The organism is Nonomuraea sp. MTCD27 (assembly GCF_041950495.1).
Lineage (GTDB): Bacteria > Actinomycetota > Actinomycetes > Streptosporangiales > Streptosporangiaceae > Nonomuraea.
The window spans coordinates 238,918-256,047 of the sequence record NZ_JBGNUW010000002.1; the positions used below are offsets into that span (position 1 = coordinate 238,918).

Below are 17,130 nucleotides of genomic sequence, written 5' to 3' on the forward strand. Positions count from 1 at the left end.
CGGTCGTTTTTCCCGTTGTGACTACATCTTCACCGTTGCCGACAGCGGAAGATCGCTCGCGTTGCGGCCCGCCCGCACCGTGTGCACGCCCTCGACCGTACGCCAGCCGTTCTCCCAGACCTGGAAGGCCCGCTCCGGGAGGAACACGGTGGTGATCACGGTCTGCCCCGGATCGGCCTCGACCACGTCGAACCCGGCCAGCCGGCCCTCGACGTAGATCTGCACGACCTCCCGCCCCGGGCGCGTCCCGGTGTTGGTGACGGCCACGGACACGCTGGTGCCCTCGGCCGCGATCGAGTCGTAGGACCACGTCGTGTACCCCAGCCCGTGCCCGAACCAGAACGCGGGCGACAACCCCTCGCACGCCGGATATCCGATGCGGACGCCCTCGTCGTAGGCCAGCTTCCCGTCCACCGGCGTCACGCACGTCACCGGCGCGTCCGCCAGCCGCCGGTGCCAGGTCGTGGGCAGCCGCCCGCCCGGCTCGGCGTCGCCGAACAGGACGTCGGCCAGCGCCGCCCCCGCCTCCTGCCCCGGGAACCAGGTGACCAGCACCGCCGCCACCTCCTCCAGCCAGGGCATCTCGACCGGCGAGCCCGCGTTGACCACGACCACCGTCCGCGGGTTGGCGGTGGCCACCGCCCGGATCAGCTCGTCCTGCCGGCCCGGCAGGACGAGGTCCGCGCGGTCGAACCCCTCGCTCTCCACCTCAGGCGTGGTGGCGGCCACGACCACCGCCACGTCGCACTCGCCGGCCACGCGCACGGCCTCGGCCATCAGCTCGTCCTCGCCCGGGCCGGGGTCGGCGTGGCCGAGGGTGAAGGACACGAAGGTCATGCCGGCGAACGTGCTCGCCGGATGGGTCAGGGCCAGCTCGTACGTCCCGCCCGCCGCCATCGCCACGCGCACCCGGCGCTCGGGCGGCGCCAGGAACGCCGCGGCCGGGTCGCCGACGTCCAGGCCGATGCTCTCGTCGAGGACGCTCTCGCCGTTCACGGTCAGGTCGAAGGCGCCCACGCCGGCCACCGACAGCTCGTGCGCGCCGGAGACCTCCGGCCGGTACGCCACCCGCAGCCGGACCGCCCTGAGCCGCTCGCCGTCCACGCCGGGCGGCAACTGCCCCATCCAGCGCGCCTCGCCGTCGGCCAGCGCCTGCTCGGACAGCACCTCGCCCGCCTCGTCCAGGAACAGCGCCGTGACGGGGCCGGGCAGCGGTGCCAGGCGGATGCGCGGGTCGGTGCCCACGGCGTACCGGACCTCGGCCCGGCCGGCCAGCCCGTCGAGCGGCGAGACGACGCGCCCGGGGTAGACCTGCGCGCTGCCGCCGCCCATGACGCGCGCCTCCCGGGCGGCCGCCCCGATGAGCGCGATCGTGGCATCGGCCCGGAGCGGCAGGACGCCGTCGTTGGTGAGCAGGGTGGAGCCGCGGGTGGCGACCTCGCGGGCCAGCGCCACCCCGTCGACGGCCGCCGTCTCCACGGGCCGTTCCCGCGCGCCGCGCAGGGCGCCGACCCGCTCGGCCAGGCGCAGGACGCGGCGTACGCGATCGTCCACGGCCGACTCCGGCACTCGCCCCTCCCGTACGGCCGCCTCCAGCCGGCCTCCCCAGGGCCCCTTCGGCCCCGGCATGGCCACGTCCGTGCCGCCGAGGGCGGCCGCCTCGGTCGAGCGCACCGCCGTCCAGTCGGACACGACGCACCCGTCGAACCCCCACTCGCCCTTCAGCACCCCGTGCACCAGGTCCGCGTGCTCGGTCATGGTGGTGCCGTTCACGCCGTTGTAGGCGGTCATGAGGCCCCACGCCCCGGCCGCCACCACCCGCTCGAACGGCCGCAGGTACAGCTCGCGCAGCGTCTTCTCCGCCACCAGGACGTCCACGGTGAACCGGTCGGTCTCGGAGTCGTTGGCCACGAAGTGCTTGGGCGTGGTGGCGACCCCGCCCTCCTGCACGCCCTCGACGTAGGCGGCGCCGATCTCGCCCGTGAGGAACGGGTCCTCGGAGAAGCACTCGAAGTGCCGGCCGCCGAGCGGCGAGCGGTGCAGGTTGAGCGTGGGCGCGAGCAGGACGTGCACGCCCTTGCGCCGCGCCTCCTGGGCCAGCAGCCGCCCGGCCCGCCTGACCAGGTCCACGTCCCAGGTGGCGGCCAGCGCCGTCGGGCTCGGCAGGGCGATCGAGGGGTCGCCCGGGCGCCACTGGCCGCCGCGTACGCCGATGGGCCCGTCGCTCATCACGAGCGCGTCGAGCCCGATCTCGGGCAGCGGCGGCAGCGACCACATGTCGGCCCCCGTGAGCAGGCGGATCTTGGTGGGGAGGTCGAGCCGGGAGATCAGTTCGTCGAGGTCCACGCCCCACAGTGTTCACCAGGAAACCGAGCGCTCGATAGGTTTGTGACCTTTGCGTAATGAAAAGCGTCACCCCGCCACGAAGAACTCCAGCAGCTCGGGCGCCAGCGCCTCCGGCGCCACGTTGTGCGCCTGGTCCTCCAGCACCCGCAGCACCGCCCCGGGCACCGCCGCGGCCACCGCCACGCCCGCCTTCGCCATCCACGCCGGGCTGTCGGCCCCGTTGAGCACCAGCGTCGGCTGCCCGATGGCGGCCAGCCGCGCCGCGGGCAGCTCCTCACCGGCCCGCAGCACGGCCGCCTCGTAGACCAGCGTGTGCGCGACGGCCTCGGCCTGTTCCCAGGTCGGCTGGGCCCGCATCATGGCCACGGCCTCCGGCGGCACCCCGGCCGCCGCCATGAACCGCTCCACCACCTCCGCCCGCCGGCCCGCCGCGACCAGCGCGCCGAGCTCGGCCGTGAAGCCCGGGGAGAGCGCGGGCGCGCTCTCGTCCACGTGGTACGGCGGCTCCCACACGGCCAGCTTCGAGATCGCCGGGAGGACGGCGGCCGCCTCCAGGGCCAGCGCCGCCCCCGACGAGCCGCCGAACACCATCGCCGACCCGCCCGCCGCCGCCACGACGGCGGCCAGGTCCTCGATCTCCCGCTCCACCGCGTACGGAGGCGTGTCCCCGCTGCCGCCCCGGCCCCTGCGGTCGTAGCTGAACACCGTGAACCACCGGGCCAGGGCGCTCGCGATGGCGGTCATCATGGGCTGCCGCCGCTCCGCGAACGCTCCCTGGACCAGCACGACCGCCGGACCCTCACCGCGCCGGTCGAAGGCGATGACGGTGCCGTCGGCCGACTTCACGGACTCCTCCGGGCACGAGCTCATTGGGCCGGCTGCACCAGGCACAGCGCCTCCCAGTGGTGCCCGTCGAGGTCGGCGAAGCCGCGCTGGTAGCGGAACCCGCCGTCCTCCTGCTTGACGCCCGCCGGCGTGGCCCCGGCCGCCAGAGCCTTGTCCACCAGCTCGTCCACCTGCGCCGGGTTCTCCAGCCCCAGCACCAGGATCGCCTCGGTGCTCTTGCCGGCGTCGCCGATCTCCTTGGTGATGTACGAGGCGAACGCGTCCTCGGCCAGCAGCATGACCTGCGTCTGCTCGCTGATGACCACCGACGCCATGTTGTCGGCCATGCCGAACAGGGTGAAGCCGAGGTCGGTGAAGAACTGCTTCGACCGCTCGATGTCCTTGACCGGAAGGTTGACGAAGAGCTGCATTTTCCTGATCCCTTCTCTCATTCGCTGACAACCATCAGTCTGCTGAGAAAGGGCCCGCCGGTCTTGGATCTGGACGCCAGGCGGATTGACGTTCAGCGCACAGTGTCAGTTCACAGTGTCAGTTCACAGTGTCAGTTCACAGCGTCAGCTCACCGTGTCAGCACCGTGTTGGCGCGGCGGTACTCGGCGGGCGGCATCCCGTACGCGCGCCGGAACAACCTGCTGAAATGCGCCGAGTCGGGCAGCCCCCAGCGGGCCCCGACGACGCTGACGGACTCGGTGCCGCCCGCCAGCAGGTCCGTGCGGCACCGTTCGAGCCGCCGCTGCCTGATCCAGGCGGCCACCGTCGTGTTCTCCGACTCGAACAGCCGGTGCAGGTAACGCACGGAGATGTGGTGCGCCGCCGCGATGGTCGCGGGGTCGAGGTCGAGCTCGCCCAGGTGCTGCTCGATGAAGGCGTGCACCTGCAGCAGCAGCGTACGTTGCCGCGCGTCGCCGGGCAGCGACCGCGTCAGCTCCAGGCGCTCGGCGACGGCCGCGCTGACCAGGTCGGTAACCACGGTCGACAACCTCGCGGCGCTGCCGGGGCGGTAGGTCTCGTGGTCGAGGGCCACCCGGCGCAGCAGCGGCACGGCCAGCGCGGCGGCGCCCGTCTCGGCCCCGATGGGCAGCGCGGCGAGCGTCGCCACCGCGTCGATCGGCACGCTGAGCTGGTCGTGCGGGAGGCTGAACACCGCGAGCCGCACCGCCGAGTCGTAGGCCAGCTCGTAGGGCCGGGTGAAGTCGTAGATCGCGAACTCGCCCCGGCTGAGCTGCGTCTGGCGGCCGTCCTGGGCCAGGCGGGGGCTGCCCGACAGGGCGAGCACCACCCGGTAGAGGCCGGGATTCTCGCGGCGGATCAGGCCCGAGGTGCGGTGCACGCTGTGGGGGGTGGAGGTGTCGATCCGGCCGACGCCCACGTCGCCGAGCTTGCCGAACTCGATCTCGCCGCGTAACGGCGCGTCGGGGTCGATGCGCAGGTCGAGGGGGCCGAGCGTGTCGCACACGATGCTGCGCCACGCCTCGTGGCGACGCTTCGCGGGTAAGTCGCTGGTGCGGATCAGAACGGCCATGCCGGAGTCGCTCCCCCTCGTCGACAGGGCTGCCATGGTAGCCACGCCGCCCGGCCCCGCGCACCGGGCAAAGCAGTGGCCCGGCACGGAGCAGCCCCGGGACGACGGGCGTCCCGGGGCTGAAATCTGCCGGTCAGGCGGTCTGGCGGGCCTCGATGGCCTGCTTGTAGAGCTTGCCCGCCCGGTAGGACGAGCGCACCAGCGGCCCGGACAGCACGCCGGCGAACCCGATGGCCTCGGCCTCGGCCTGCAGCTCGACGAACTCCTCCGGCTTCACCCACCGCTCCACCGGGTGGTGGCGCGGCGTCGGCCGCAGGTATTGGGTGATCGTCAGCAGGTCGGTGCCGGCCGCGTGCAGGTCGCGCATGGCCTCGACGATCTCCTCGCGGGTCTCGCCCATGCCCAGGATCAGGTTGGACTTGGTGACCAGCCCGGCCTCGCGGGCCATCGTGATCACGCCGAGCGAGCGCTCGTAGCGGAACGCCGGGCGGATGCGCTTGAAGATCCGCGGCACCGTCTCGACGTTGTGCGCGAACACCTCGGGCTTGCTGGAGAAGACCTCCTCCAGCTGCTCGCGGTTGCCGTTGAAGTCGGGCACCAGCAGCTCGACGCCGCAGTCGGGCAGCAGCGCGTGGATCTGGCGCGCGGTCTCGGCGTAGAGCCAGGCGCCGCCGTCGGGCAGGTCGTCGCGGGCCACGCCGGTCACGGTGGCGTATTTCAGGCCCATCTGCTGGACGGACTCGGCCACCCGGCGCGGCTCGTCGCGGTCGTATTCCTTGGGCTTGCCGGTGTCGATCTGGCAGAAGTCGCAGCGGCGCGTGCACTGGTCGCCGCCGATGAGGAAGGTCGCCTCGCGGTCTTCCCAGCACTCGTAGATATTGGGACAGCCCGCCTCTTCACAGACCGTGTGCAGGCCCTCCCGGCGCACGAGCGATTTCAGCTCGGTGTATTCGGGGCCCGTCCTCAGCTTGGTCTTGATCCACGGGGGCTTGCGCTCGATAGGGGTTTCGGCGTTACGCACCTCCAGGCGGAGGAGCTTGCGGCCTTCAGGAGCAACGGTCACGTTCTCAGCTTACGTCTCCTGGGGAAGCGGCCTGTTCCAGGGTCAGGAGATGAGCCCGAAACCCCGGATCGCCCGGGTGTAGTGGGCCTGCAACTCCTCGTCGATCCGCTCCGACTCGCGGGTGCCGAGCAGCTCGGAGTGCGGGGGCGAGGGGAGCACGCCGTCGTCGGTGAGCTGGAATCTGGCCAGCGCGTCGCGCCTGATCGACGACACGCTCTCGCCGCGCAGCGCCGCCGCCTGCATCGGCGCCAGGTAGCCGCCCGCCGCCAGCTCCTCCAGCTCGGCCAGCTCCTCCGCCGTGGCCACCCGCTCCGCCAGCGCCCGCTGCCTGGCCAGGGTACGGCTCTCACCGGCCCGGGCCAGCCGGGTCAGCACGTAGCGCAGCAGCAGCACCGGGCCGCCCAGCACCCGCCCGACCAGGCGGCCGAAGGCGCCCGCCACCTCGTACGTGGTGCCCGGGTGGTCCATCGCCCCCAGGGACGAGGCCGCGATTGTTGTCTGCGCCTCCTCCCTGACCTTCAGCGGCGCCGCCGCTCCCAGCAGGGCGTCCCGCCAGGACTCCAGCGTGGCCAGGGCCTCGCTCACCACCCGCTCGGAGCCGGTCGGCAGCCGCGCGTACGCCGTGGCCAGCACCGCCACCCGCTGCTTGGGGGGCAGCGCCAGCCACAGCGGCAGGCCGACGACCAGGACGGGGGTGCGCGCCAGGCCGACCCGGTCGTAGCGGGTGTGCGGGTCCAGGTCGCCGACCGCGACCTTCCTGGGCCGCTTGACGCCGACTCGGTCGGCCACCCGGTCCGCGGCCCCGTACAGCTCGGGGGCGGAGGCGCGGTCGAGCACCTCGGCGTCGGCGGGCAACCGGCCCAGGCTGGGCCGCAGCGCCCAGCCGATGGCCAGGCTCACGGCGCCGAGGAGCCACGACAGGATCGAGCCGGGGGCCCGGATGATGATCCACCCGCCCAGCACCACGAAGGCCAGCGTCAGCAGGTGGACCACGAGCGCGAGCACGAGAGCGGAAAGGCGCTTCACACGGGCGATCGTAAGCCCGGGATCTCCGCGATTCCGCTGCCGTTGGATGCCGATTCGATTACCGGCCCCGTCAATGGCCCCGTCAATGGCCCCGTCAATGGCCGCGTCGACACCCGCGTCAACGGCCGCGCGGGCTGTCGCGGAGCAGGTCCTCCTCGTGGAGCTCGAACGCCTCCTTGCCGAGCGCCTCCGCCAGCCGCTTCTCCGCGATCGGCATGACCTCCTCGACCACGATGCGGCGGCCCGTCTCCGCCGACAGCGACGAGACGCCCACGTCGGGGAAGCCGCACGGGGCGATGCGGTTGTACCAGCGCGGGTCGTTGGCGCAGTTGAGCGCGAAGCCGTGCATGGTCACGCCGCGCGAGACGCGCAGGCCGACCGCGCCGAGCTGGCGGTCGGGCAGGCCGAGCGCCGGGTCGCCGGCGGCCCACACGCCGCCGCGGCCGGACACCCGCCGGGCCGTGACACCGAAGTCGGCGCACACCTGGATCATCGTCTCCTCGAGGCGGCAGGCGTACGCCACCACGTCGGTGACGGCCACGATCGGATAGGCGACGAGCTGCCCGGGGCCGTGCCAGGTCAGGCGCCCGCCCCGGTCGACGTCGATGACCGGGGTGCCGTCGGACGGCCGCTCGTGCGGGGCCGTGCGCTTGCCCGCCGTGTAGACGGGCGCGTGCTCGAGGACGAGGACGGTGTCGGTGAGCTCTCCGGCGGCCCGCTTGCCGTGCACCCAGCGCTGCAGCGACCAGGCCTGCTCGTAGGGAACGTCGACACCAAGGCGGACGATGGCGAGTGCGTGGGGATCGTCCCCGTGGATGGGGCGCATGAGCCTATTGTGCCGTTCCCTCACCCTTGAAGGGTAATCAGGGGGTCAGGAGACGTGGCTCGATCCTGAACTCCTTTACCCTTCCCGCACCCTCGCTCTCCAGCCGGTAGGCGTGCGCGCCCGGCTCGACGCTCACCGCCTGGATGAACTCGGTGCCCACGTAGTGCAGCCCGACGCCCTCGTCGGCGGCGTAACCGCCGGGCAGCTCGCCGGCGGCCACCGACTCCTGCAGCAGCGGCCGGCGCTGCGGCTCGGAGTTGTAGTGCACCCCGCACGAGTAGGGCAGCAGCGCCATCCCCTCGGCCCACACCCGCAGGTCGGGCCCGAAGGAGTCGGTGTTGCCCCCGACGTGCCAGCACAGCGCGCCCGCGCTCTGCCCGGACAGCACCACCCCGGACCGCCACGCCTCCTCGAACGCCTCGTCGAGCCCGTGCAGCCGCCACAACGCCATCAGGTTGGCCACGCTGCCGCCGCTGACGTAGATCATGTCCTGCTCGAGCATCCAGGCCCGCGGATCGGCGACGTTGGGCATCGGGAAGACCGTCAGATGGCTCACCTCGACGTCCCAGCCCGCGAAGGCGCCGTACATCTTCAGCACCCAGTCGGACGAGTCGCCCAGCGCCGTGGCCACCAGCCCCAGCTTCGGCCGGTCCTGTCCGGTGAGGTCGAGCCCGTAGCGCAACAGGAGGCTGGCCTCGATGCTGTTGTGGCGCCTGCTGGGGCGGAACGATCCGCCTCCGATGGCGAGGATGTGTGACTGTCCTGACCGGCTCATGTCAAGATTCTCCCACCTGCTGAAGAACGGACGGCACCCTACAGTACGGCGCGCAGCGCCTCGTCGAGACTCGTATGGGAGAAGCGATAGCCGCCGGCGGTCAGCTTGGCGGGCATGATGCGGTGGCCCGGCAGCAGCGTCTCGCGGGCCATCTCGCCGAGCCCGGCGGCCAGCGCGAACGCCGGCACGGGGATCGGCATCGTGCCCCTGCGCAGGGCCTTTCCGAGCGTCCTGGTGAACTCGGCGTTGGTGACGGGCGTAGGGGAGGTGAAATTGACCGCCCCCACGATGTCCCGATTTTTCAACACATGTAGGGCGGCGCCCACCCAGTCGTCCACGCTGATCCACGACCAGTACTGCTTCCCCGACCCGAGCGGCGCCCCCAGCCCGATCCGGAAGATCGGCAACATCCGGCCGAGCGCCCCGCCGCTCCGGGTCAGCACCAGCCCCGTACGCGACCGCACGGTCCTGATGCCCGCCTCCCCGGCCCGCTCCGCCTCGCCTTCCCACTGCTCGCACATGTCGGCCAGGAAACCGCTGCCCTTGCCCTGGCTCTCGTCGATCACCCGGTCGCCGGTGTCGCCGTAGAAGTCCACCCCCGAGGCCGACAGGAACACCTCGGGCGGCTTGGAGAGCCCCCGCAGGGCGTCGACCAGCACCCGCGTGCCCTGGACCCGGCTGGTGACGAGCTCGCGCTTGTAGGCCGGGGTCCAGCGCCGGTCCGCGATCGACGCCCCGGCCAGGTGCACGACCGCCTCGGCGCCCTCCAGCGGGGCCAGGTCCACGACCTGCTCCTCGGGCTGCCAGAACGCCTCGTCGTCCCCGCGCGGCGGGCGGCGGACGAGCCGGACGACCTCCCGCCCCTCGCCCCGCAGCGCCGCCACCAGCGCCGTCCCGAGCAACCCCGACGCACCCGTCACGATGATCGCCATGTACTCACACTACGCCGCCCCGCCCCCGAACAGGCGAAGGGCCGGGCGGCCCCGTCGAGGAGCCGCCCGGCCGATCAGCGATCCGCCTTACGCGAGACCGAGCTGGGCCTCGAACCGGCCCTCCTCCAGACGACGCTTGATCGTCGTCAGGAAGCGCGCCGCGTCGGCCCCGTCGACCAGCCGGTGGTCGTAGGTCAGCGCCAGGTAGACCATCGACCGCACCGCGATGACCTCGCCCTCAGGCGTGTCGATCACCACCGGCCGCTTCACGACGGCGCCCGTGCCGAGCATGCCGACCTGCGGCTGGTTGAGGATCGGCGTGTCGAACAGCGCGCCCCGGCTGCCCGTGTTGGTCAGCGTGAACGTGCCGCCGGTGATCTCGTCGGGCGTCACCTGGTTGTTGCGGGTGCGCTCGGCGAGGTCGGTGATCTTGCGGGCGAGACCGGCCAGGTTGAGGTCGCCGGCGTTCTTGACGACCGCCGCGAGCAGGCCGCGCTCGGTGTCGACCGCCATGCCGAGGTTCTCCACGTCGAAGTACGTGACCTCGTTGGTCTCGTTGTTGATCGTGGCGTTCAGCTTCGGGTGCTGCTTGAGCGCCTCGACCGTGGCCATCGCGAAGAACGGGGTGAAGGTCAGCTTCACGCCCTCGCGGCGCAGGAAGTCGTCCTTCGCCCGCGCCCGCAGCTGCGCGATCCTCGTCACGTCGACCTCGACGACCGAGGTGAGCTGCGCCGCCGTCTGCAGCGACTCGACCATGCGCTTGGCGATCGTCTGGCGCAGGCGCGTCATCTTCTCCGTACGGCCGCGCAGCGTCGTGTCGACCTCCACCGGCTCGGGAGCCGCGGCGACCGGGGCGGCCTGCGCGGCGGGAGCCGGAGCGGCGGCCGGGGCGGCGGCGGGAGCCGGGGCCGCGGGCTGGGCCGCGACGGCCTTCTCGCGCTGCGCCTTGGCGGCCTCGAGGACGTCCTGCTTGCGGATCCGGCCGCCCACGCCGGTGCCGTTGATGCTGTCGAGGTCGACGCCGTGCTCGTTGGCGAGCTTGCGCACCAGCGGCGTCACGTAGGGGCTGTCACCCGAGGACGGCAGCGGCGTGGGCTCGGCGGCCGGGGTGGTGGCGATCGGCGACGGCTGCGCCGGGGGAGCGGCCTGCGGCGCGGGGGCCGGGGCAGGCGCGGGGGCCGGAGCGGGAGCCGGGGCGGGCTGCGCCGGAGCGGGCTGCGGGATGGAGGAGGCCGGGGGAGCCGGCGCGGGGGCGGGCTCGGGCTCCGGCTCGGGCTCGGGAGCCGGCGCGGGGGCCGCCTCCGGTGCCGGAGCGGCGGCGCCCGGCTGGGCGTTCTCGTCGATGATGGCGAGCTCGGCCCCGACCTCGACCGTCTCGTCCTCGGCCACGACGATCTTGGTGAGGACACCCGCGGACGGCGACGGGATCTCGGTGTCGACCTTGTCGGTCGACACCTCGAGGAGCGGCTCGTCGGCCTCGACGCGCTCGCCCTCCTTCTTCAGCCAACGGGTTACCGTGCCCTCGGTCACGCTCTCGCCGAGCTGGGGCATCTGTACGGAGACCGGCATCGTTATTCTTCTCTCGCGTTCTGATCTCGAGGGCTGGACTAGTTGTGTACGTGCAGCGGCTTGCCGGCCAGGGCCAGCATCGCCTCACCGACTGCCTCGGACTGCGTCGGGTGTGCGTGGATGAGCTGGGCGACCTCTGCGGGCAGCGCCTCCCAGTTGTAGATCAGCTGGCCTTCGGTGACGAGCTCCCCGATGCGCCTGCCCACCATGTGGACACCGACGACGGGGCCGTCCTTCTGGGCGATGACCTTCACGGCGCCCGAGGTGCCGAGGATCTGGCTCTTGGGGTTGCCCGCGAGGTCGTAGACCTGCTCGACGACCTCGATGCCGCGCTCGGCCGCCTGCGCCGAGGTGATCCCGACCGAGGCCACCTCGGGGTCGGAGTAGGTGATGCGCGGCACGCCGGCGTAGTCGATGGGCGGCGGGTTGAGACCGGCGATGTGCTCGGCCACCATGATGCCCTCCGCGAACCCGGCGTGCGCCAGCTGCAGGGTGGGGATCAGGTCGCCGATGGCGTAGACGCCGGGCACGGACGTGCGGCAGTGCTCGTCGACCACGACCGCGCCGCGCTCGATGGCGATGCCCTGCTCCTCGAAGCCCATGCCCGCCGACACCGCGCCGCGGCCGACCGCGACGAGCAGCAGCTCGGCGTCGAGGGTCTTGCCGTTGGCCAGCGTGACGACCACACCCGTCTCGGTGGTCTTGGCGCTGTCGAAGAAGACGCCGAGCTCGTATTTGATGCCGCGGCGGCGGAAGGCCCGCTCCAGCAGCTTGGAGCTGGACTCCTCCTCGGTCGGCAGCAGGTGCGGCAGCGCCTCGACGATCGTGACCTCCGCCCCGAACGAGCGGTAGACGCTGGCCAGCTCGACGCCGATCACGCCGCCGCCGAGCACGATCACGGAGGTGGGCACGCGGTCCATCCTGAGCGTGTGCTCGCTGGTGATGACGCGCTCGCCGTCGATCTCCAGGCCGGGCAGCGACTTGGGGGCCGAGCCCGTGGCCAGGACGATGTTGCGGCCCTCGTAGACCTCGGAGCCGACCTGGATCCGGTTGGCGCCGACGAGGCGGCCCTCGCCCTCGACGATCGTCACGCCCGCGCCCTTCAGCAGGCCCTGCACGCCCTTCCAGGCGCGAGTGACGATCTTGTCCTTGAAGGCGTGGACGCCCTGGACGTCGATGCCCTCGAAACGCGCCTTGACGCCGAAGGACTCGCTCTCGCGGGTCTCGTCGGCGACCTCGGCGGAGTGCAGCAGGGCCTTCGTGGGGATGCATCCCCTGTGGAGGCAGGTGCCGCCGATCTTGTCCTTTTCGATCAGGGCGACCGACTTGCCCAGCTCAGCCGCCCGAAGCGCGCAGGCGTAACCGCCGCTGCCGCCCCCTAGGACGACGATGTCATAGGCCACAGGAGTGCTCCTTGTCGGGGTGTTCGTGATGCCGTCATCTTTTCATTTGTTTCAGATGCTCGCGTGCCGCTCTGCGAGTCCGATCAGGGTCCGGGTGATGGCGCCGGTGCCGCCCTTCGGGGTGTAACCGTACGGCTCGCCCTTGTTGAAGGCGGGCCCGGCCATGTCGATGTGGGCCCAGCGCACCCCGTCGGGCACGAACTCCTTCAGGAAGATTCCCGCCGCCAGCATGCCGCCCCAGCGCTCGGGGTGGAGGTTGGCGATGTCGGCGATCGGCGAGTCGAGACCCTTGCGCAGCTCCTCCGGAAGCGGCATGCCCCACGCGCTCTCGCCGGCGGCGGCGGCGGCCTCGACCACCAGCTCCCTGACGGCGTCGTCGTTGGCCATGATGCCGGCGGTGCGCCAGCCGAGCGCGACGATCTGGGCGCCCGTGAGGGTGGCGACGTCGACGATCACGTCGGGGCCGTCCTCGGCCGCGCGCGCGATGCCGTCCATGAGCACCAGGCGGCCCTCGGCGTCGGTGTCGAGCACCTCGACGGTCTTGCCGCTGTAGCTGTGGATGACGTCGGAGGGGCGCTGGGCGGTGCCGCTCGGCAGGTTCTCGGCCAGGCAGAGGTAGCCGACGGCGTTGACCGGAAGGCCGAGCCGGGCGATGCCGATCATCGCGCCGAGCACGGCGGCCGCGCCGCCCATGTCGGACTTCATCCAGTCCATGGACGCCGCCGGCTTGAGCGACAGGCCGCCCGAGTCGAACGTGATGCCCTTGCCCACGAACGCGAGCGTCTTGCCGGCCTCCGGGTGGCTGTAGGCCAGGCGGACCAGGCGCGGCGGGTTGGCCGAGCCCTGGCCGACGCCGACGATGCCGCCGTAGCCGCCGTCCTTGAGCTGCTTGTCGTCCAGCACCTCGACGCTCAGCCCGGCCTTGCCGCCCGCCTGCTCGGCCAGCTCGGCGAACTTGGCCGGCCACAGGTCGGAGGGAGGCGTGTTGACGAGGTCGCGGACCAGGGCGACCGACTCGGCCAGCACGCTCGCCCGCTCGGCCGCGGGCCCGGACTCGCCGGAGACCACCGTGAGCTCGGCGACCGGCGCCTTCTGCTCGCCGTTCGTGCGGTAACGGGAGAAGGCGTACGCCCCGAGCAGCCCGCCGAGCGCGACGGCCTCGGCCTGCTCGGCGGTGTCCGCGGGCAGGGCGAGCGCGGCGCGGGAGGTGCCGGCCAGGGAACGCACGGCGGCGCCGGCGGCGCGGCGCAGGCCCTCGAGGTCGGGGGAGTCGCCCAGGCCCACGGCGACCAGCAGCGGGGCCGCGATCGCGCCGAACGTCGGCAGCTTCACCAGCTCCCCGGCCTTGCCGGAGAACCCGACGGCGTCGAGCGAGCCGGCGAGCCTGCCGCCGAAGGCGGCTTCCAGGGACTCGGCGCCCGACGCGGGGGTGTTGCCCGGCCCGAAGCCGACAATCAACGCGTCGGTGTCGATGGAGACTGGATCTGCTGAGTTCAGCCGCACAGTGGTCACGTAAACCGATGCTATCCACGGTTTCTGCGTACTCACAAACAGGGGTTCATCCTACCAATCATCGGTCAGTGTTCTGCGATGAATGGTGCTAGTGTCATTAGCACCATGTTGCTGACGCTCGATCTCAACGACGCCAGGCCCCTGCACGAGCAGGTGGCGGGCGCGATCCGCCGTGCCATCGGAGAGGGTGCGTACCGGCCGGGCGACCGCCTGCCGCCGGCCCGCGACCTGGCCGAGGCGCTGGGCATCAACCCCAACACCGTGCTGCGCGCGCTGCGTGACCTGCGCGAGGAGGGGCTGCTGGAGTTCAGGCGCGGCCGCGGCGTCAGCGTGGCCGGCCGCGCCGACGGCCGCGCCCTGCTCGCCCAGCGGGCGCGCGAGCTGCTGGAGGAGGCCAAGAAGCACGGCTACAGCCGTGACGACCTCATCGCCATCCTGGAGGAACTGACATGAGAGCCCGTGTGGTCGCCGTCGCGTGGTGGCTGATCGTGGCCGGTGCGCTCGCCCTGGCCCCCTCGATGCTGCGCGACCGGCTGCCCGACCCCCTCGCCACCCACTGGGGGACGTCGGGCGCCGTGCCCGACGGGTCGAACTCCCTGACGGGACACGTGCTCGCCACCGAGGTTCTCTGGGCCGTGCTGTGGCTGGTCTTCTTCGTGCTCGGCCTGCGCGCGCAGGGGCGGCGGGCGCAGCGGATGACGTGCTGGGGCTGCCTGGTCGGGCTGGGCGTGCTGCTGCTCGGCACGACCGCCTCGACGCTGGCCGTCAACCTCGACGCCTCCAGCTGGCGGGAGGCCCTGCTGCCGGGCTGGCACATCCCGGCGGTGCTCGCCGCCATGGCCGCCACCGGGGCCCTGGCCGCGTACGCGGTCAGGGGCGCGCCCGACCAGCCGTCCGCCGGGAGCCAGGCGCCGCCCGTGTTCAGGCTCAGGCCGGGGCAGCGGGCGGTCTGGGTCAGCCGCGTCGTCAACCGGTGGCTGGCGGCCATCGCCTTCGCCGCACTGGCCGCCACCGCGGTGCTGGCCGTGCTCGCCCTCTCGGGGCTGCTCCCCTCGGGCGTGCCGGCCGCCGCCCTGTCCGCGTCCGTCATCGTGCTCGTGGCCGGGCTGGCGACCGCGTCCGCCACCGTCATGGTCGGCGACGACGCGGTCACGATCGGCTTCGGCCCGCTCGGCCGGCCGAGACGCAGGATCCCGCTGTCCAGGATCGCCGCGGCCTGGCGGGAGGAGCGCGTGCCGGGCGACGTCGGAGGTTGGGGCTTCCGCGGCGTGCCCGGGAGCGCCACCATCATGCTGCGCGGCGGCGAATGCCTGGTCCTCGGCTACCGTACGGGCGGTCAGCTGGCGATCAGCGTCGACGACGCCGAGCGCGGCGCATCCCTCATCAACGCCCTCATCGCGGAGCGTGTCCAGTCATGAAAAGACCCCTGCTCGTCTTCATCGTCCTGGCCTTCGGGCTGTCCTGGGCGGCGGCGCTGCCCCTGTGGCTCGGCGGCGGGCTGAGCTCGCCGCTGACACAGGCGCTGGGCACGCTGTTGATGTTCACGCCGGCCGTCGGCGTGCTCGGTGTGTGGGCCGTCTCGCGCACGCCGTTCCGCGAGTGGGCCAGGGAGACCGGCCTCACGCTCGGGGAGCGCAAGGGGCGCACCGGCCTGCTCGTCCTGACCGCCTGGCTCGGCGTGCCGCTGCTGGTGTTCGTGGCCATGGGGATCAGCGCCGCCCTGGGGCTGGTCTCGCTGGACCTCGACGGGCTCAGCATCTACCGGGAGGCGATGGAGGCCCGCGGCGTGCAGGCGCCCGCTGACCTCGGCACGGTCGCCCTGCTTCAGATCGTGATCGGCGTCGCGGCGGGACCCGTGCTGAACGGCATCCCGGCGCTGGGGGAGGAGTGGGGCTGGCGGGGGTGGCTGGTGCCGCGGCTCGTGGCCACCAACGGTGTGCTCGCCGGGCTGCTCATCTCCGGCTTCGTCTGGGGCCTCTGGCACGCCCCGCTCACCTTGCTCGGCTACAACTACCCGAGGCTCGGCTCCTGGGCGGCGCTGGCCTTCATCGGCTTCTGCGTACTGGCCGGCGTGCTGCTGGGGTGGCTGCGGCTGCGTACGGGCAGCGTGTGGCCCGCGGTGGTGGCGCACGCCTCGCTGAACGCCATCGCCTCGGTCGCGCTGCTGCTCGGCGACGCCTCCGACCCGCCGAACGAGCTCCTGGCCGGGATCACCGGCGTGGTGGGGTGGCTGCTGCTGGCGGTGCTGGGCGCGGTCGTGCTCCGCTTCTACCCGGTACGCCCGCAGCAGCCCCGACCGGCCGAGTCCGCCGAACCGGTGGCCTGATCGCCCGGCCGGAGCCCGCGCCCCCGGCCGCCGCGTCCGCGAGGCTCAGCAGAGGATCGCGTACACCACCAGCGTGGCGGCCGCGGCGGTCTCCACGAGCGCGCCGAGCACGTCCCCGGTGATCCCGCCGAGGCGGCGCCTGGCGTGCCGGAGCAGCAGCAGCGCGGCGCCGAGCCCGGCCAGCAGCGCGACCGGCGCCACCAGCAGGCCCGTGAACGCCGCCGCTTCGCACTCGACGCTCGCCGACAGCATGCCCATCGGGTACTCGGAATCCATGTCGTAGTAGCGCAGGCCGGGCTCGTCCGCCTGCGGGCACGCGCCGGCGAGAAAGGGCTCGGCGTAGGTGACGGACAGCTCGCGGCCCCAGCCGGCGGAGTCGTCGCCGCCCCAGGCCCACAGGTCCGTGCCGGGGGCGGGGAGCAGGCCGATCACGGCTGTGGCGAGCAGCGCGGCCAGGGTGGCGAGCCAGGCGGCGGGACGGCGTACCGTGCCCGCGACCATCGCGCCCAGCCCGTCGGGGCGGGCGGCGGGCACGCCGGACCGGCAGGCCCACGTCAGCGCCAGCCGCCCCGCCACGCAGGCCGTCACGAGCGCCCAGAACCCCGCGTCGGCGAGCGCCACGACCTGCACGATCAGCGTGAGCGCCAGCGTCATCACGCCGAACGGCCCGATGTCCGACTTTTTCATGATGTCGAGCGCCTGGGGCGGCGGCTTGCCGCTGCCCAGGCCGTCCGCGAGATCGGCCAGCCCGTCGAGATGCAGCCCGCGGGTCAGCAGGGCCAGCAGCCCGAGCGCCAGCACCGCTCCCAGCAGGGGCGGCGCGGGCAGCAGCAGCGGCAGCGCGGCGACCAGGCCGAGCGCCAGCCCGACGGCCGGGGCCAGCACCATCGCCTGCCCCGCCACCTGCCGATCCACTCGTTCGACGCGAACGGGGAAGGCGCAGAGCGTGCCCACAGCGAACCTCAGCCCGTCCATCAGTCGCAT

Annotated in this window: 16 protein-coding genes; 3 read left to right on the forward strand and 13 right to left on the reverse strand. The window is 72.8% G+C overall.

What is annotated here, in order from left to right; translation table 11 throughout:
- Positions 1–21: 21 nt before the first annotated feature.
- From ACBJ59_RS05595 to ACBJ59_RS05650, 12 genes are all read right to left on the reverse strand, one after another.
- Positions 22–2,346, reverse strand: coding sequence for a glycoside hydrolase family 3 C-terminal domain-containing protein (locus ACBJ59_RS05595; RefSeq protein ID WP_375109096.1), 2,325 nt, complete (start codon positions 2,344–2,346; stop codon positions 22–24).
- 66 nt (positions 2,347–2,412) lie between these two features.
- Complete coding sequence (locus tag ACBJ59_RS05600; protein WP_375109097.1) at positions 2,413–3,192, reverse strand: alpha/beta fold hydrolase; 780 nt, start codon at positions 3,190–3,192, stop codon at positions 2,413–2,415.
- A gap of 20 nt (positions 3,193–3,212) precedes the next feature.
- On the reverse strand, positions 3,213–3,602 hold the full coding sequence (locus ACBJ59_RS05605) for a VOC family protein (RefSeq protein WP_375109098.1): 390 nt from the start codon (positions 3,600–3,602) through the stop codon (positions 3,213–3,215).
- Positions 3,603–3,751: 149 nt separating this feature from the next.
- On the reverse strand, positions 3,752–4,714 hold the full coding sequence (locus ACBJ59_RS05610; RefSeq protein ID WP_375109099.1) for a helix-turn-helix domain-containing protein: 963 nt from the start codon (positions 4,712–4,714) through the stop codon (positions 3,752–3,754).
- A gap of 133 nt (positions 4,715–4,847) precedes the next feature.
- The gene (gene lipA, locus ACBJ59_RS05615) at positions 4,848–5,777 is read right to left on the reverse strand and encodes a lipoyl synthase (RefSeq protein WP_375109100.1); all 930 of its coding nucleotides are present in this window, start codon (positions 5,775–5,777) and stop codon (positions 4,848–4,850) included.
- Between the two features lie 42 nt (positions 5,778–5,819).
- Positions 5,820–6,803, reverse strand: a complete 984-nt coding sequence (locus tag ACBJ59_RS05620; RefSeq protein ID WP_375109101.1) for a M48 family metallopeptidase — start codon at positions 6,801–6,803, stop codon at positions 5,820–5,822.
- 118 nt (positions 6,804–6,921) lie between these two features.
- Positions 6,922–7,629: a lipoyl(octanoyl) transferase LipB gene (gene lipB / locus ACBJ59_RS05625; protein WP_375109102.1), complete on the reverse strand. Its 708-nt coding sequence runs from the start codon at positions 7,627–7,629 to the stop codon at positions 6,922–6,924.
- A gap of 37 nt (positions 7,630–7,666) precedes the next feature.
- Positions 7,667–8,404 carry a Type 1 glutamine amidotransferase-like domain-containing protein gene (locus ACBJ59_RS05630; protein WP_375109103.1) on the reverse strand — a complete coding sequence of 246 codons (738 nt, stop codon included), beginning with the start codon at positions 8,402–8,404 and terminating at the stop codon, positions 7,667–7,669.
- Positions 8,405–8,442: 38 nt separating this feature from the next.
- On the reverse strand, positions 8,443–9,336 hold the full coding sequence (locus ACBJ59_RS05635) for a TIGR01777 family oxidoreductase (protein ID WP_375109104.1): 894 nt from the start codon (positions 9,334–9,336) through the stop codon (positions 8,443–8,445).
- Positions 9,337–9,423: 87 nt separating this feature from the next.
- Positions 9,424–10,905 carry a 2-oxoglutarate dehydrogenase, E2 component, dihydrolipoamide succinyltransferase gene (sucB, locus tag ACBJ59_RS05640; protein WP_375109105.1) on the reverse strand — a complete coding sequence of 494 codons (1,482 nt, stop codon included), beginning with the start codon at positions 10,903–10,905 and terminating at the stop codon, positions 9,424–9,426.
- 38 nt (positions 10,906–10,943) lie between these two features.
- Entirely contained in the window at positions 10,944–12,308 is a 1,365-nt protein-coding gene (gene lpdA / locus ACBJ59_RS05645; RefSeq protein ID WP_364113519.1) for a dihydrolipoyl dehydrogenase, read from the reverse strand.
- A gap of 51 nt (positions 12,309–12,359) precedes the next feature.
- Complete coding sequence (locus tag ACBJ59_RS05650; protein WP_375109106.1) at positions 12,360–13,820, reverse strand: leucyl aminopeptidase; 1,461 nt, start codon at positions 13,818–13,820, stop codon at positions 12,360–12,362.
- A 105-nt stretch (positions 13,821–13,925) separates the two neighbouring features.
- Between ACBJ59_RS05650 and ACBJ59_RS05655 the strand changes: the two genes are divergently transcribed.
- The 3 genes from ACBJ59_RS05655 to ACBJ59_RS05665 are packed head-to-tail and all read left to right on the forward strand — an operon-like array spanning position 13,926 to position 16,146.
- On the forward strand, positions 13,926–14,273 hold the full coding sequence (locus tag ACBJ59_RS05655) for a GntR family transcriptional regulator (RefSeq protein ID WP_375109107.1): 348 nt from the start codon (positions 13,926–13,928) through the stop codon (positions 14,271–14,273).
- The gene (locus ACBJ59_RS05660; RefSeq protein WP_375109108.1) at positions 14,270–15,238 is read left to right on the forward strand and encodes a hypothetical protein; all 969 of its coding nucleotides are present in this window, start codon (positions 14,270–14,272) and stop codon (positions 15,236–15,238) included. Before ACBJ59_RS05655 ends, ACBJ59_RS05660 begins: the two co-directional genes overlap by 4 nt.
- Positions 15,235–16,146: a lysostaphin resistance A-like protein gene (locus tag ACBJ59_RS05665; RefSeq protein ID WP_375109109.1), complete on the forward strand. Its 912-nt coding sequence runs from the start codon at positions 15,235–15,237 to the stop codon at positions 16,144–16,146. The genes ACBJ59_RS05660 and ACBJ59_RS05665 overlap by 4 nt, the downstream gene beginning before the upstream one ends.
- 45 nt (positions 16,147–16,191) lie before the next feature.
- On the opposite strand, the gene ACBJ59_RS05670 is transcribed toward ACBJ59_RS05665, so the two are convergent.
- Positions 16,192–17,130, reverse strand: a complete 939-nt coding sequence (locus ACBJ59_RS05670; RefSeq protein WP_375109110.1) for an adenosylcobinamide-GDP ribazoletransferase — start codon at positions 17,128–17,130, stop codon at positions 16,192–16,194.